This window comes from Shinella sp. 838 (assembly GCF_029623935.1).
Classification (GTDB): Bacteria; Pseudomonadota; Alphaproteobacteria; order Rhizobiales; family Rhizobiaceae; genus Shinella.
The window spans coordinates 41,376-56,331 of record NZ_JARSBQ010000011.1; the positions used below are offsets into that span (position 1 = coordinate 41,376).

Sequence of the window (14,956 nt, forward strand, 5' to 3'; positions counted from 1 at the left end):
ATGACATGCGTATTCTTCTGACGAACGACGACGGCATCCATGCCGAGGGCCTTGCTGCCCTCGAGCGGATTGCCCGCGAGCTGACGGATGACGTCTGGATCGTGGCGCCCGAGACGGACCAGAGCGGTCTTGCCCATTCGCTGACGCTTTCCGAGCCGCTGCGCCTGCGCAAGATCGACGAGAAGCGCTACGCGCTGCGCGGCACGCCGACCGACTGCGTGATCATGGGCGTGCGCGAAGTGCTCGACAGGAAGCCGGACCTCGTGCTGTCCGGCGTCAATGTCGGCGCCAACATGGCCGACGACGTCACCTATTCGGGCACGATCGCCGGTGCGATCGAGGGCACGCTGCAGGGCATCAAGTCCATGGCGCTGAGCCAGGCCTACAACCATGCCGGCGGCCGTGTCGTGCCGTGGGAAGTCGCCGAAAGCTTTGCGCCGAAGCTGATCCGCCAGCTGATGGACGTCGAGCTGCCGGACTGGACCTTCTTCAACGTCAATTTCCCGAACTGCGCGCCTGCGGACCTCAAGGGCGTCGAGGTCACCAGCCAGGGCAAGCTCGATTTCGGCCTGACGATCGACGAGCGCATGGACGGCCGCGGCTTCCCCTATTACTGGCTGCGCTTCGGTGAGCGGAAGGGCGATTTCCGCGCCGGAACGGACATTCACGCGGTGAAGAACCACAAGATCTCCGTAACACCGCTGAAGCTCGATCTCACGGACTACACGGTGCTGGATCGCGTGCAGCGCGCGCTCAACGGCGAGGATGCGGATTGAACACGGGACGGGTCATCGAGAAAGAGGGTTTTGCCGCGCTGGCGTTGCGCCTGCGCGGCCAGGGTATCAACAATCTCGACCTGTTGACCGCCGTCGAGCAGACGCCGCGCACGCTTTTCGTGCCGCCGCAGTTTGCCGGCGACGCCTATTCGCGGCGCATCCTGCCGCTCGACTGCGGGTCCTTCATGGAAGGGATCGACCTTTCCGTACGGCTCCTGCACCATCTGAACCTCAAGGCCGGCCAGCGCATCCTCGAGGTCGGCACCGGCTCCGGCTTCACCGCCGCCGTCATGGGGCGTCTGACGGAACGCGTGCTGACCGTCGATCGCTACCGGACGCTTGCCACCAATGCGCAGCAGTCGATCGAGAAGGCCGGCATCCGCAATGTCATCGTGCGCCAGGCCGACGGCAGCAACGGCATGCCGGGTGAGGGGACCTTCGACCGCATCCTCGTCACCGCCGCCTTTCCCGCCCTGCCGCGCTTCTTCGCCGAACAGCTGGTGTCGGGCGGCATGCTGATCGCCCCCGTCACGGTCAGCGAAACCGAGTGTCGCATGCTGAAGCTGGTCAAGACCGGCAGCCGCTTCGATCGCGAGGACCTCTTCGAGGTGCCGTATCTGCCGATCGTTCCCCAGATGGCGCAGGCCCTCTGATCCCTTCCCAAAACCCGCTTTCTTTCGCTCGGCAAGCCGGCGCCGGCTGAGTCTTTCCGCATTTTTGGCGGAAAACCAACGCGCGCGGCGCGCGCGCCTGCGCGTTTCGCGCGAATTCCGAGCGTAAATACAGCGCGTTAACCTTTTGTTAACCAGCGCAAGCTTCGCGCAAGCTTCGGGGCGTAGGCCGGTAGCGAAGCAGAAACTTCCACGCAGGACGCCGGTTTTCCAAGGGTGCGGCCGTTCCGATGGAGAGGGAAATGCACGTCTCGAACAGGATCGCCAGCAGCTCGACCAGCGACAGCCTCGCGTATCTCGCGACCAAGGCTGCAGGCAAGGTCGCCGAAGAAAGCGCCGAGGCCGGCTCGACCGCGCATCTGGCTGGCGGCAGCTATGATCCTTCCGCCCATGTCGGCCTTTCGGTCGATGCGCTTCTGGTCCTCAGCGTCGCCAGGGAAGAGACGGCTTACAGTCAGCCGGCGCTTACCGAGGCCGAGCGCGAGAACCTGGATACGGCGGCGCTGGAGCAGCGCGAACATGCGGCGTTCGGCCACTTCCTGGCGGAAGGCGACCGCAAGGCCTATTACCGTGCCTATATCGAATATTTCGACAGCATGCCCGTCGAGGACCAGCGCAGCGCCCGCTATGCCGGTACGCGCGAGCCTGCCGTCGCCGCGCTTCGCGCCATCGCCTACAATGAAAGCGCCCTCGACATGACGGCGCCCGATGCCGCCCTTGAAAACGTGGTGGCCACCGATGACAGGGCCGCCCGGCGCGCGACCCCCATCTCCGCGATCTTCCAGCCGAGCCAGGCGGATTTCGAGAACGCCGCCCGCGTCGTCACCAGCCGTATCTCCCGCGCCGACACCATGTACGCGACTGGCTTCTGATCCGTTACCGTGGCCCTCTTGCCACGGTGCGGGCGCGCCATGGTTATCAATTCATCAAAAAAACAATGCGGATAGGCCCGCTTTAACCGGGCAGTAACTCTAACGCGCTTTAATCGGTCCACATCAAGTAGCGTACCGATTGGGTAGTCACATGCGTAAGAGTGTATCGCCGAGTTTTGCCAGGACCGCGACCCGCCTCGTGGTTGCCGCCTTGCTGGCCAGCGTCGCGACCGGGTGCAGCTCGGACGTGTCTCGTTTTGGCGGCCTCTTCTCATCCTCCGGCCAGGATAACATGACGACGAGCTCGGTCCCGCGCCGCACGCTCCTCGGCGGCAATCCGGTTCCCCGCGGCAATGTCGGCAACGGCCAGCAGTTCGCGACGGCCGACCAGCTGGGGTCGCGCGAGGAAGCGCTCAATCAGCCGTTCCCCGATCAGGGCGCCGTCTCCTACGATCCGATCAACACCGCGACCACTGGCGGTTCCGGCACGCGGCTGGCGACGACGCCGATGAGCGTCCAGCGCGGCGAGCTTGGCGATCCGACCGCCGGCGCCCGTCAGGCCGCCGAGCGTGAAGTCGCCCTCGGTCAGCAGATTCCGGAGCGCAAGGCGAAGGCGATCGTCGGGGATGCAGACACTCTGACGACGGCAACCGTCAACAAGGGCAAGGCCGGCTGGTCGACGGCGAACGCGCCGGTCGTCATGCTGCGCCAGGGCGAAAGCGTGAAGACGCTCGCCAACCGCTACGGCGTGCCGGAAAAGGAAATCCTCGCGGCCAACAACCTGAAGCGTGCATCCGACGCCGAGCCGGGCCAGAAGATCGTCATCCCGACCTTCAGCACCACGGCAAGCGCCGCCAAGGCCTCGACCGACAGCACGCTCAAGGTCGACAACAAGCTGCCGACGCCGGAGCGCAAGGGCGAGCAGAACGTCGCCATCCTGCCCACCACCTCCAGCCGTGAAAAGCTGAAGTCGGAAAGCGGCCAGACGAATTCGAACGTCGCCGATGCCGGTGAAGGCAAGGGCAACGGGAGCTACGAAGTGAAGCCGGGCGATTCGCTCGCCAAGATCGCGCGCAGCAACGGCGTCTCCGTCGATGCGCTGAAGAAGGCGAACGGGCTCACCACCGCGTCGATCCGCATCGGCCAGAACCTGGCCATCCCGGCCGGCGGCAGCATGGCTGCGGCCGAGACGACGACCGACAAGACCGTGACCGCATCGGTTCCGGTCAAGAAGGAAAAGGCTGTCGAGACGGCGGAGAAGAAGCCGGAAGCCTACAAGGCGCCGGTGAAGACCGTTTCGGTCACCGAAGTGGCGGCGAAGTCCGACGTGACGGACGAAGCGCCTGAATCCACGGGCATCGGCAAGTATCGCTGGCCGGTGCGCGGCGCGGTCATCGCGGGTTACGGCGCGAATGTCGAAGGCAACCGCAACGACGGCATCGACATCTCGGTTCCCGAGGGTACGCCGATCAAGGCTGCCGAAAACGGTGTGGTCATCTATTCGGGTTCCAGCCTGAAGGAGCTCGGCAACGCAGTTCTCGTGCGCCACGACGACGGCACTGTCACGGTCTATGGCCATGCCGGCGAGCTGAACGTCCAGCGCGGCCAGAAGATCCAGCGCGGCCAGACCGTCGCGACCTCGGGCATGAGCGGCAATGCCACCCGCCCGAAGGTGCACTTCGAGGTGCGCAAGAACGCCACCCCGGTCAACCCGATGACCTTCCTCGAATAGGGTCGGGCGAAACGGCACGGCTGAAACATCGAACGGACGGCTCCTTCACGGGCCGTCCGTTTGTCGTTGCGCGGCGCGATTGCCGAAGGCCTCGCGATAGGCGGCGGGCGTCGTCGAAAGATGCAGGCGAAAATGGTGACGCAGCGTACCCGTTGTGCCGAAGCCGGCGAGCGCTGCGATCTCTTCGACCGAGGTGTTGGTTTCCTCCAGGAGGTCGCGCGCCTTGCCGAGGCGTTGGGCGAGCAGCCAGCGGGCTGGCGTCATACCGGTCGCAGCTTCGAAACGGCGGAGGAACGTGCGCTCGCTCATGCCGGTGCGGCGGGCGAGCGTCGCCGCGGAATGATCCGCGCCGAGATTTTCCCTGATGTGGTCGAGCAGCGGGCCAAGCCGGCTTTTCTCGTGGGCGCGCGGCACAGCCTGCCGGATGAATTGGGCCTGGCCGCCGTCGCGATGCGCCGGCACGACCAAGCGTCGCGCCACCAGGTTGGCCGCCTCCGTACCAAAATCCCGACGGATGAGATGGAGGCAGAGATCGAGCCCCGCCGCTGTTCCTGCCGAGGTGAGGACGTCGCCCGCGTCGATGTAGAGCACGTCGGGACTGACGCCGATTTCCGGATGCCGTTCGGTGAGGGCGTCGGTATAGCGCCAATGCGTCGTCGCCGCCTTGCCGTCGAGCAGCCTCGCCGCGGCGAGCACGAAGGCGCCGGAGCAGAAGGAGAGAATGCGCGCACCGCGCTCATGGGCCGCCCGCAGCGCCTCGATCAGCGCCTGCGGCACGGGCGAATCGATCCCGCGCCAGCCGGGTATGACGATCGTCCCGGCCTCCGCCAGCAGGGCCAGCCCGCCATCCACCTGAAAGCGCAGTCCGCCGGTGGCGCGCATCTCGCCTTCATCTACGCCCGCGACGGCAAAACGATACCAGTTCTCGCCCATTTCCGGCCGCGGTAGCGCAAAAATCTCGGTCGCGATGCCGAATTCGAAGGTGCAGAGCCGGTCGTAGGCAAGTGCGACGACAAGGGGATTGGCAATCGGGCGGAGGAAAAGCGTGTTTGGCATGATCTTGATCCTATATGGCGATCCTGCCATCTGCAAGGCGCGCGGAAAACCGGCTAAACATTTCCCATCGCCAGCAAGGAGAGAGACCATGAGCACGGTCACCGATTACGCCGCAGCCCCGTCCACCGTCGCGATCGAGCATTTTTTGAAGCGCCTTTCCGTCGAGACCGATTGTGCCGATGTCGCCGCGGCGCTGAAGTCGGCGGATCAGGATTTCGTGCTGCTGCATGTCGTCGGAACGCCGGAGGCCTATGCGCGGCGGCATGTGCCGGGTGCGCTGCATCTGCCGCACCGGGAGATTTCCGCCGAGCGCATGGCTGAATGGCCTGAGGACACGCTGTTCGTCGCCTATTGCGCCGGTCCTCATTGCAACGGCGCGGATCAGGCGGCGCTGAAACTCGCGCGGCTCGGCCGGCCGGTGAAGATCATGATCGGCGGCATTACCGGCTGGGTCGATGAGGGCCAACCCTTCGCCGCCGGCGCCGAGCCGGGAAGCCTGCTTTCGGTTGCCGCCGAATGAGCGGCGGAGAGATCGTCGTCCGGCCCTTCGAGCCGCAGGATGTCGACGCCGTCTGGCGGCTGATGCGCGACCTTGCGGTCTTCGAGGGCTATGTCGACGCCTTCGCGGTCACGCCTGGGGATCTGCTGGCGCATGGCTTCGGCCCTGCGCCGGCCTTCGGCGTGTTCGTCGCCCTGAAAGGCGAAACGATCGCCGGTATCGCCGTACACTATCGCATCCCCTGGACCTTCGACCTGCGGCCCGTCGTGGTGCTGAAGGAGCTTTACGTTGCGGAGGGTTTTCGCGGCGCGGGCGTCGGACGGGCGCTTTTCGCGCATCTGCGCGCCTATGCGGCCGGGATCGGCGCTTCCACCCTGCGCTGGACGGTGCTGCCGGACAACGAGCCGGCCCGGCGCTTCTATGCTGCCGAGGGCGCAGCGCCGGATGCGGCCTGGGAGCATTGGACCCTCCCGCTACCAGGCCGAATCTGAGAAAGTCCCCGCAAAACACAAAGACCGGAGGCCCTCTTGATCACCTGCTATCTCAGATATGTCATCGATCCGCACAAGTTGGCGGAGTTCGAAGAATATGCCCGTGCCTGGATCCCCATCGTCAACCGCATGGGCGGCACGCATCACGGCTATTTCCTGCCGAGCGAAGGGGCGAACAACATCGCGCTGGCGCTCTTCAGCTTTCCGAGCTTTGCCGCCTACGAGGACTACCGCACGCGTATGCTGACCGATCCCGAATGCGTCGCGGCCTTCGAGATGGACAAGCGCAACCGCAGCATCGTGAGCTACGAGCGAAGCTTCCTGCGCCCGGTGTTTTCCTGAGCAAGGAAAAAGCCGGCTCATTGCTGAGCCGGCTTTTCGTCATTTCGCCAGCGGTTTGCCCAGCCTGCCTGCAAGATCCTGGACATACTGCCAGGCGACGCGGCCGGAGCGCGAGCCGCGGGTGGTCGACCATTCCAGCGCCTCGGCATGCAACTGCTCTGACGGGATGTCGAGGTCGAAATGCCGGGCATAGCCGTCGATCATCTCGAGATATTCGGCCTGGCTGCACTTGTAGAAGCCGAGCCAGAGACCGAAACGGTCCGAGAGCGAAACCTTCTCCTCCACCGCCTCCGACGGATTGATCGCCGTCGACTGCTCGTTCTCCATCATGTCGCGCGGCAGGAGGTGCCGGCGGTTGGACGTGGCGTAGAGCAGCACATTGTCCGGACGCCCCTCGACGCCGCCGTCGAGTGCCGCCTTCAGCGACTTGTAGGACGTGTCGTCATGGTCGAAGGACAGGTCGTCACAGAAGATGATGATCGGGCAGGGCGCTTCCTTGAGAATATCCATCAGCGCTGGCAGCGTAGCGATGTCCTCGCGGTGCACTTCGACCAGCTTCAGCTTGCTGCCGGTTTCCTTTGCGGCAAGCGCATGGACGGATTTCACCAGCGAGGACTTGCCCATGCCGCGCGCGCCCCAGAGCAGCACGTTGTTGGCCGGCAGGCCGCGGGCGAAACGCACCGTGTTGTCGACGAGGATGTCACGCACATGGTCGACGCCGCGGATGAGATCGATCTCGATGCGGTTCGGCCGCTTGACCGGCTGAAGGTGCTGGCGGGCCGGCGACCAGACGAAAACCTCGGCGGCGTTCCAGTCGTTGACGGCGGGGGCGGGGCCGGCGAGGCGTTCCAGCGCGGCGTTGATGCGGCCGATTTCGGCGAGCAAGAGCTTGACGTGATCTTCCTGCAATTTCTCTCTCCTCATGCGTCCCTGCCGGGTAGCATGCGGCGGCGGGTCGCGAAAAGGGGGAAAGCGCTTGAAAACAGGCCACTTCGCAAGGTCGTGTGTTGCATTCAAGGCCCGCTTGCCTATATTCCGGCAACCGAAACGGCCCTGGAGGCCGCACGAATTCAAGATTTCAAGGAGTAGTTGATGTTCATTACCGAGGCCTTCGCGCAGACGGCGGCACCCGGCGGTGCAGGCGGCGCAGACATTCTGATGTCGGTCCTGCCGTTCCTGCTGATCTTCGTGGTGATGTATTTCCTCATCATCCGTCCGCAGCGCGCTGCCATGAAGCGTCGCGATGAGCTTCTGAAGAACATCCGCCGCGGCGACCAGGTCGTTACTGGCGGCGGCATCGTCGGCAAGGTCACCAAGGTCGTCGACGACAACGAACTCGAAGTCGAGATCGCCGAAGGCATCAAGATCCGCGTCGTACGCAGCGGCGTCAGCGAAGTCCGCGTCAAGGGCGAACCCGTCAAGGAATAACTTGGCCTGCCGCCTGGCCGAGCGAATGTGCCCGGCCGGACGGCCCGACTGGTTTTCAGCCGGCGGCGCGCCGGATTAGTCGAGATCGCGATGCAGCAATCCGCCCGCTGGAAGACCTTTTCCCTCTGGCTCGTCCTTGCGGCGAGCCTTCTTGTTCTTCTGCCGAGCCTTTTGCCGGCACGGATGTCGGCCGGCCTTCCCGGCTGGCTGAGCGAGCGTCGCCTCGCCCCCGGCCTCGATCTTACCGGTGGCTCCCGCCTGGTGCTGGAAGTCTCGCGCAGCGACATCGCCGCCGAACGGCTGCGTGCCGGCGTCGAGACGATCGGCAACGCGCTTCGCGCCGCCCGCATTCCCTATAGCGATCTCAATGGCGCCGACGACACGATCGAGGTGACGGTTTCGGCCGCCGATCGCCGTGACGCGGCCCGCGCGGCGCTCGCCGGTCTCGATCTCGGCACGCTCAGCGAGCCGGAGGCCGGCCAGTTCCGCATCGTGCTTTCTGGCGAAGCGGTGGACAGCGCCGTCAGCGCGGCCTCGCTCGGGGCGGTCGATGCCGTGCGCCGCCGCGTCGAAAGCCTTGGCATTCCCTCGCTGCTCGTCGCCCGCGGCGACCGCGACCGGATCACCGTCTCCATGCCGGGCCTCACGGATCCGCAGCGCGTGAAGGACATGCTGGCGCAGGTCGGCCGTCTCTCCGCCCGGCTGGTGGACGACAGTGTGCCGGTCGACCAGGCGATCGAGAACGGCCCTCCGGCCGGATCCGAAGTGCTCTACTCCACCGGCGAGCCGCCGGTCGGCTATCTCGTGCGCCAGGACGATCTTTTCACCGCCGTCGACGTTGCCTCCGCACAGCCGGCAGCCAATGGCGAACCCTTCATCGAATTCGTGCTGAAGGGCGAGGCCGCCGAACGGCTCGCCGCCTTCACCCGCAACAACAGCGGCCGCACCGTCGCCATCCTGCTCGACGGCCAGGTGATCTCCACCTCGCGCATCCAGGGCGCCATCACGGACGGCGTTGGCCGCCTCTCAGGTGATTTCGACGCCGAGGGCGCGGCGAACCTCGCACGCGTCATCGCCAGCGGCCCGCTGCCTGCGCCGCTCACCATCATCGAGGAACGCTCCATCGAGCCGGTGCTTGGCACGACCTCGGGCGACACGGTCGTTGTCGCGCTTCTCGTCGCCGTCGCGGCCGTCGTCGCCTTCATGACCTTCTTCTATGGCGTGCTTGGCGTCATCGCCTCGCTGGCATTGTCCTTCAACGTCATCCTTACCTTCGCCATGCTGGCGCTGATCGGCGCACCGCTGTCGCTTTCCATGATCGCCGGTATCGTGCTCACGGTCGGCATTGCCGTCGATGCCAGCGTGTTGATCTTCGAGCGTATCCGCGAGGAGGTGAAGGGTGGGCGCGAGCTCTCCCGGTCTGTTCTGGTCGGTTTCCGCCGTGCCCGTGCCACGGTGCTCGATGCCGCCGTCACCATGTTCATCGCCATCGCGGTCCTCTTCCTGCTTTCGGCCGCACCGGTGCGCGCCTTCGCGCTTGCCGTCGGTATCGGCCTTTTCGCGACGCTCATCACCACCTTCACGTTGACGCGCCGCCTTGTCACGGTCTGGCTCAACCGCAGCCACGCGACGCACCTGCCGAAGGGCGTGCGCTCAGGCTTCTTCGACAGCCTCAATCTGCGTTTCATGGCGGTGCGCAACGGCGTCTTCCTGCTGACGGCGGTGCTGTCGCTCGCCATCGCGGGCCTCTTGGTCGCCGGCAAGCTCAAGCTCGGCATCGATTTTACCGGCGGTGCGGCGCTGGAGGTGCAGGCGAAGGCCAGCAATGCGGATCTCGACGACATCACGGCCCGCCTGAACGATGCCGGCGTCGACGTGCTGAACGTCACGAAGCAACGCGATGCGCGGCACGCGCTGGTGCGGATGACATCGGCGGGCGAGGGCGAGAACGCCGAGCAGACCTCCGTGCTGATTGCCCGCGGCGAGCTGGAGGACGATTACGATTTTCGCCGTGTCGAGGTGGTCGGCCCGGCGATCTCAGGCGAATTGATCGATACTGCGACCCTCGGCTTCGTCGTCGGTTTGCTCGCGCTCGTCGCCTATATCTGGATCCGCTTCGAATGGCACTTCGCCATCGGTGCGATCATCTCGCTGGCGCATGACGTGTTCTTCACACTCGGTTTCCTCGCGCTCGCCAAGATCGAGTTCAACATCAGCGCCGTCGCGGCACTGTTGACGGTCGCCGGCTATTCGCTGAACGACACGATGGTCGTTTACGACCGTGTTCGCGAGAATCTCCGGCATTTCAAGCAGATGCCGCTGCCGATCCTCATCGACGACGCGATCAACCGCACGCTCTCGCGCACCGTGCTCACCTCGGCGACGACGCTGATCGCGCTCGCCGCGCTTGCGCTGTTCGGCGGTGAGGCAATCGGCACCTTCGCGCTGACGCTGCTCTTCGGGGTGGCGATCGGCACCATATCCTCTATCTATATCGCCGGACCGGTCCTTATCCTGTTCCGCCTCCAGCCGGAGCGCTACCGCCCGGGCAAGGGCGGCAAGGGCCCGGCTCCGGAAGCGACGGGAGCCAATGGCTAAAGGCATCGAAATCCGGGAGGCGCATTTCCCCGGCCGTGCGCCGATCGACGCATATGGCAATGGCGGCTTCCGCTTTGCCGACATGTCGCATCGCGGCTCCATCCTCTGCCTGCCGTCGGGTATCCATGGCTGGGACAAGGAGGAGGGCGCGCCGCTGACCCTGGCGGACCTTCAGCGCGTCCTGGACGAGGCGGGCGAGATCGAGGTGCTGCTCGTCGGCACGGGCAAGGAGATCCGTCCGCTCTCGGCCGAGATCAAGGCAGCGCTGACGGAGCGCAAGGTGCGTTCCGATCCGATGAGCACGGGCGCCGCCGTACGCACCTTCAATGTCATGCTGGCCGAAAGCCGGGCCGTCGCCGCAGCGCTGATCGCGGTGTGAATCTTGCCATGACTGATATGCGGCAAGACCCTTATGCGCACTGTCTGGCGATGCTTCGCGACACCGACCGCGACCGTTACCTCGCCTGCCTGCTGGCCCCGGCGGAAAAGCGCGGCGCGCTTGCCGCGCTCTATGCCTTCAATGCCGAGATCGCCCGCGTGCGCGACGTGGTGCGCGAGGCGTTGCCCGGCGAAATCCGCCTGCAATGGTGGCGTGACGTGCTCGAGGGTACGGCCGAGGGCGATGCCATGGCCAATCCGCTCGCTGCCGGCCTGATGGCCTGCGTGAAGGAACATCGGCTGCCGGTCGCCGTGCTGACGGACATGACAGAGGCGCGCATCTTCGACGTCTACAACGACCCGATGGAAAGCCGCGCGGCATTCGAAGGCTATGCCGGTGAAACCGCCTCGGCGCTGATCCAGCTTGCAAGCCTTATCCTCGATCCGGCAAGGGCGCCCGAATCGGCGGAGGCTGCCGGCCATGCCGGCGTGGCGCAGACCGTCGCCGGCACCCTGCTGATGCTGCCGATCCACCGGCGGCGCGGCCAGGTCTACCTGCCGGCCGATCTTCTTGCCGCCACGGGCCTGACACCGGAAGCCCTGCTTGCCGGCAACGATACGGCCGCGGCGGCGCGGGCGGTGGATGCCTTTGTCGGTCTCGGCCGGGAGCACCTTGCCAAGGCACGGGCCGCTGGCGGCGTTTCGCCGGCCAACCGCCCGGCCTTTCTGCCCGTCGCGCTCGTTCCGCCTGTGCTGGGCGCTGCGGAGAAGGCCGGCGAAGCGGTGCTTGAGCGCTCCCTCCAGCCCGCCCAATGGCGACGGCAATGGTGGATGTGGCGTGCGCTGCGCCGTGGCCCGTTCTAACTCGGCGGGGTTCCCGTTTCTTCGCGTGTCGCGTAAAATTGCGGTGTCCGGTCGGCGCTGCCTCTTGGGCGCCTGACAAGACGCAAAACTGGCGCAAGCCTTGTCCGCTACAGCGGCAGGACGTTTTTCGCGGAGGAATCGCGCCGATGCTCTGGACCATCACCATCGCCTGCCTGCTTTTGGCCGGCCTCGTCTTCCGTCAGGTGTTTCGCCGGGATGAGGAGCAGGAGATGGCCGGCGAGGATGCGGGGCTTGCGATCCTTGAATTCGGCCGCGCCTTTCCCGACGAGGCGATCCGCGAGGTCATCACCACCGCGGACAGCCGCACGGTGTTCCTGCGCCTGCATGACGGCAAGGCCGGATGCATGCATGCCCATGGTCACCACTATTCCTGCCACAGGATCGAGCCCGGCACCGTGCGCGTCGAAAGCGCCGGCCCGAAGCGCCTCGCCGTGAAATTTGCCAATGCCGCCTTCGAGGGCGGCGTCTTCGAATTCCGCGACGAACGGGAGGCCGCGGAGGTCTCGCTCTGGCTGCTCGGCAGCTTCATGCCGGCCGTGGCCGGGCGCGGGGCCGAGACCGCAGGCCAACAAAACTAAAAGGTCGGGGCCAACCGCCCGTGGCGCGACGTTGTGTCCTTTTCCTTCTCCTCAACGGGGAGAAGGGGCAGGAGGCGTGCTCCCGGCCTCCTGTGCTATCCTGCATTTTGACGATGCGGCCGAGGGGTAGCCGCCCGGAGAATCAGCGACCGAGCCAGCGGGCACAGTCTTCGAGCGCCCGTGCGGCCGTCGCCTGCTTCTTGGCGAGGGCCTTGTCTTTTCCACGGAACCGCTTGACGCCCTCCGGCTTCGTCACCGTGCCCGGCTCCAGCGGCGGGAACAGGCCGAAGTTGACGTTCATCGGCTGGAAGGAACGTTTGCCCGGCTCGTCGTCCGAGACGATATGGCCGCCGGTGATATGGCCGAGCAGCGAACCGAAGGCCGTGGTTTCCGGCGGCAGGGACGGCGTTTCGCCCCGCCGTTCGGCAACCGCGAACCGGCCGGCGAGCAGGCCGATGCTGGCGCTCTCCACATAACCCTCGCAGCCGGTGATCTGGCCGGCAAAGCGCAGGCCCGGGCGACCCTTCAGCGTCAGCGAGCGGTCGAGCAGCGTCGGCGAATTGATGTACGTGTTGCGGTGGAGGCCGCCGAGGCGAGCGAATTCCGCATTCTGGAGGCCGGGAATCAGGCGAAAGATCTCGGCCTGGGCGCCGTATTTCAGCTTCGTCTGGAAGCCGACCATGTTGTAGAGCGTGCCGAGCGCATTGTCCTGCCGCAGCTGCACGACGGCGTAGGGCTTGACCGTCGGGTTGTGCGCATTGGTGAGGCCCATCGGCTTCATCGGCCCGTGGCGCGGCGTTTCGCGGCCGCGCTCCGCCATCACCTCGATCGGCAGGCAGCCGTCGAAATAGGGCGTGCCCTCCCATTCCTTGAAGCCTGTCGTATCACCGGCAATCATCGCGTCGATGAAGGCGTTGTACTGCGCTTCGTCCATCGGGCAGTTGATATAGTCCTTGCCCGTGCCGCCGGGGCCGACCTTGTCGTAGCGCGACTGGAACCAGCAGATGTCCATGTCGATGCTGGCCGTGTGCACGATCGGCGCGATGGCGTCGAAGAAGGCGAGCGAATCGGCGCCGGTGCGGGCCTGGATCGCTTCGGCGAGCGACGGGGCGGTGAGCGGCCCGGTGGCGATGATCGCCTGGTCCCAAGCCTCCGGTGGCAGGCCGGTGACCTCCTCGCGTATGATGGAAATCAACGGGTGGCCTTCGAGTGCGGCGGTGACGGCGGCGGAAAAGCCGTCGCGATCGACGGCGAGGGCACCGCCGGCCGGCACCTGGCTGCCATCGGCCGCGCGCATGATCAGCGAGCCGGCGAGCCGCATTTCGGCGTGCAGCACGCCAACGGCATTGCTCGTCGCGTCGTCCGAGCGGAAGGAGTTGGAGCAGACGAGTTCGGCAAGGCCGTCCGTCTTGTGGGCATCCGTGCCGCGCACCCCGCGCATTTCATGCAGGATGACGGGTACGCCGCTGGTCGCGATCTGCCAGGCGGCTTCCGAGCCGGCAAGGCCGCCGCCGATGACGTGGATGGGAGCGAGGGAAGAGGTCTGTGTCATGGGCGGTTCGTTACCATGCCCGCGGGCTGCTTTCCATCACGGAGATTCAAAAGCCCGAATCAAAAACGGCACCAGATGGTGCCGTTTGAAGCGTTCCTCGCGCGTCGCCGTTTCCGGCCGCAGCGGTGGAAACCGGCTATGTCTTAGCGGAAGGAACGGGCTGCGATGTCGCGGATGTCGTAACGGGTCAGGCCGATGTCGGACAGCGTGTGGTTCGACAGGTTGCCGAGTTCGTTCATCGTGCGGCGGTAGGAAATCCAGTTCTTTGCAATGCGGATCGGGTTCATCGTCTTCTCCTCGAAGGGTTGGCCGGGAGGTCTGTCTCACCGGTGTGTGAGCTCTATATAGGCGATACCCTTATTAATGTGCAGTGCAAAGAAAATGCAGCTGCTATGCATTTGTGCAATAAGACGACCACCAATCGGGCAGGTGATTTTGCTGCGGGCATAGCACGCAGAAAATGCCGCTATTCCAGGCAGATAGAAAGCTTCATCGTACTGGGTGGCTTCTCTGCGGAATGTCGCATGGGGAAAATTGCGACATTGTGCGGCGCAAAAAGACAGGCAAACAAAAACGCCCCCAGGCGGGAAGCCTGAGGGCGTTCGAAACAGGACCGCTAACGGTCGTTCGGCTTAGTTGGCAGCCTTGCGAGCGATGTACGGAATATCGCTGCGGCCGATGCCGAGGTCGCGGAGTTCCCGGTCCGACATGCGGCCGAGTTCGTTGACGGTCTGACGGTACTTGCGCCAGTTGTTGAAAGAGCGTGCCAGGTTCATGTTCTTATCCCTTTCTTGGGCTTCCTACTGGGCGGCCGCTCGTCCTTGGCGCCGCCCCGATCTGATGAATTGGAATATACGCTGCGCCGCCGAAAAGAACAGCGCTGTTACAGCACGGCACCTATGCGTTTTGAGCATGTCAAGCGGAAATTTCGGCAAAATTCTGGCCAAATTTCCGGCTTTTGGCCACAAAGGTTAAGATCGCTATGCGTCAGAGGTTGGGTGCGGTGCAAAAAAAACAAAACCCGCCGGGGGAGGAGATCCGGCGGGCTTTGCTGATATCGATTGGCAGCCTGGGAGGAGGAGGGAGGGCCGCCAATCC

Annotated in this window: 17 protein-coding genes; 12 read left to right on the plus strand and 5 right to left on the minus strand. The window is 65.1% G+C overall.

The genetic code is table 11. From position 1 onward, the window contains the following. Positions 1-5: 5 nt before the first annotated feature. The 4 genes from surE (at position 6) to P9A16_RS25735 (ending at position 4,051) form a co-directional block, all read left to right on the plus strand. Positions 6-776, plus strand: coding sequence for a 5'/3'-nucleotidase SurE (gene surE, locus P9A16_RS25720; protein ID WP_023511868.1), 771 nt, complete (start codon positions 6-8; stop codon positions 774-776). Continuing rightward, positions 773-1,429, plus strand: a complete 657-nt coding sequence (locus P9A16_RS25725) for a protein-L-isoaspartate(D-aspartate) O-methyltransferase (protein ID WP_023511869.1) — start codon at positions 773-775, stop codon at positions 1,427-1,429. Before surE ends, P9A16_RS25725 begins: the two co-directional genes overlap by 4 nt. A gap of 260 nt (positions 1,430-1,689) precedes the next feature. Further along, positions 1,690-2,319, plus strand: coding sequence for a hypothetical protein (locus P9A16_RS25730; protein WP_023511870.1), 630 nt, complete (start codon positions 1,690-1,692; stop codon positions 2,317-2,319). A gap of 151 nt (positions 2,320-2,470) precedes the next feature. Further along, on the plus strand, positions 2,471-4,051 hold the full coding sequence (locus P9A16_RS25735) for a peptidoglycan DD-metalloendopeptidase family protein (protein WP_278026034.1): 1,581 nt from the start codon (positions 2,471-2,473) through the stop codon (positions 4,049-4,051). A 45-nt stretch (positions 4,052-4,096) separates the two neighbouring features. On the opposite strand, the gene ftrA is transcribed toward P9A16_RS25735, so the two are convergent. Continuing rightward, positions 4,097-5,107, minus strand: a complete 1,011-nt coding sequence (gene ftrA / locus P9A16_RS25740) for a transcriptional regulator FtrA (RefSeq protein WP_023511872.1) — start codon at positions 5,105-5,107, stop codon at positions 4,097-4,099. 88 nt (positions 5,108-5,195) lie between these two features. On the opposite strand from ftrA, the gene P9A16_RS25745 reads away from it, so the two are divergent. From P9A16_RS25745 to P9A16_RS25755, 3 genes are read left to right on the plus strand one after another with little or no spacing between them, the layout of a single operon-like run. Further along, positions 5,196-5,627: a rhodanese-like domain-containing protein gene (locus P9A16_RS25745; RefSeq protein ID WP_023511873.1), complete on the plus strand. Its 432-nt coding sequence runs from the start codon at positions 5,196-5,198 to the stop codon at positions 5,625-5,627. Further along, the gene (locus P9A16_RS25750) at positions 5,624-6,097 is read left to right on the plus strand and encodes a GNAT family N-acetyltransferase (protein ID WP_023511874.1); all 474 of its coding nucleotides are present in this window, start codon (positions 5,624-5,626) and stop codon (positions 6,095-6,097) included. The genes P9A16_RS25745 and P9A16_RS25750 overlap by 4 nt, the downstream gene beginning before the upstream one ends. A gap of 36 nt (positions 6,098-6,133) precedes the next feature. Then, entirely contained in the window at positions 6,134-6,439 is a 306-nt protein-coding gene (locus P9A16_RS25755) for an NIPSNAP family protein (RefSeq protein ID WP_023511875.1), read from the plus strand. 39 nt (positions 6,440-6,478) lie between these two features. On the opposite strand, the gene P9A16_RS25760 is transcribed toward P9A16_RS25755, so the two are convergent. Further along, positions 6,479-7,348 (minus strand): ATP-binding protein, encoded by an 870-nt coding sequence (locus P9A16_RS25760; RefSeq protein ID WP_037406753.1) that lies wholly within the window; start codon positions 7,346-7,348, stop codon positions 6,479-6,481. A 183-nt stretch (positions 7,349-7,531) separates the two neighbouring features. On the opposite strand from P9A16_RS25760, the gene yajC reads away from it, so the two are divergent. The 5 genes from yajC (at position 7,532) to P9A16_RS25785 (ending at position 12,306) form a co-directional block, all read left to right on the plus strand. Beyond that, on the plus strand, positions 7,532-7,867 hold the full coding sequence (gene yajC, locus P9A16_RS25765) for a preprotein translocase subunit YajC (RefSeq protein WP_023511877.1): 336 nt from the start codon (positions 7,532-7,534) through the stop codon (positions 7,865-7,867). A gap of 90 nt (positions 7,868-7,957) precedes the next feature. After that, positions 7,958-10,465 carry a protein translocase subunit SecDF gene (locus P9A16_RS25770; protein WP_023511878.1) on the plus strand — a complete coding sequence of 836 codons (2,508 nt, stop codon included), beginning with the start codon at positions 7,958-7,960 and terminating at the stop codon, positions 10,463-10,465. Further along, positions 10,458-10,844 carry an Mth938-like domain-containing protein gene (locus P9A16_RS25775; RefSeq protein WP_023511879.1) on the plus strand — a complete coding sequence of 129 codons (387 nt, stop codon included), beginning with the start codon at positions 10,458-10,460 and terminating at the stop codon, positions 10,842-10,844. The genes P9A16_RS25770 and P9A16_RS25775 overlap by 8 nt, the downstream gene beginning before the upstream one ends. Positions 10,845-10,852: 8 nt before the next feature. Next, the gene (locus P9A16_RS25780; protein ID WP_050744029.1) at positions 10,853-11,707 is read left to right on the plus strand and encodes a phytoene/squalene synthase family protein; all 855 of its coding nucleotides are present in this window, start codon (positions 10,853-10,855) and stop codon (positions 11,705-11,707) included. Positions 11,708-11,853: 146 nt separating this feature from the next. Beyond that, positions 11,854-12,306, plus strand: a complete 453-nt coding sequence (locus tag P9A16_RS25785) for a hypothetical protein (RefSeq protein WP_023511881.1) — start codon at positions 11,854-11,856, stop codon at positions 12,304-12,306. Between the two features lie 142 nt (positions 12,307-12,448). Here the strand turns inward: P9A16_RS25785 and trmFO are convergent, their stop codons facing one another. From trmFO to P9A16_RS25805, 3 genes are all read right to left on the minus strand, one after another. Beyond that, positions 12,449-13,858, minus strand: a complete 1,410-nt coding sequence (gene trmFO / locus P9A16_RS25790) for a methylenetetrahydrofolate--tRNA-(uracil(54)-C(5))-methyltransferase (FADH(2)-oxidizing) TrmFO (RefSeq protein ID WP_023511882.1) — start codon at positions 13,856-13,858, stop codon at positions 12,449-12,451. 143 nt (positions 13,859-14,001) lie between these two features. After that, positions 14,002-14,145, minus strand: a complete 144-nt coding sequence (locus P9A16_RS25795) for a DUF1127 domain-containing protein (protein ID WP_023511883.1) — start codon at positions 14,143-14,145, stop codon at positions 14,002-14,004. A gap of 345 nt (positions 14,146-14,490) precedes the next feature. Beyond that, positions 14,491-14,634 (minus strand): DUF1127 domain-containing protein, encoded by a 144-nt coding sequence (locus P9A16_RS25805; protein ID WP_024270460.1) that lies wholly within the window; start codon positions 14,632-14,634, stop codon positions 14,491-14,493. Positions 14,635-14,956 lie beyond the last annotated feature (322 nt).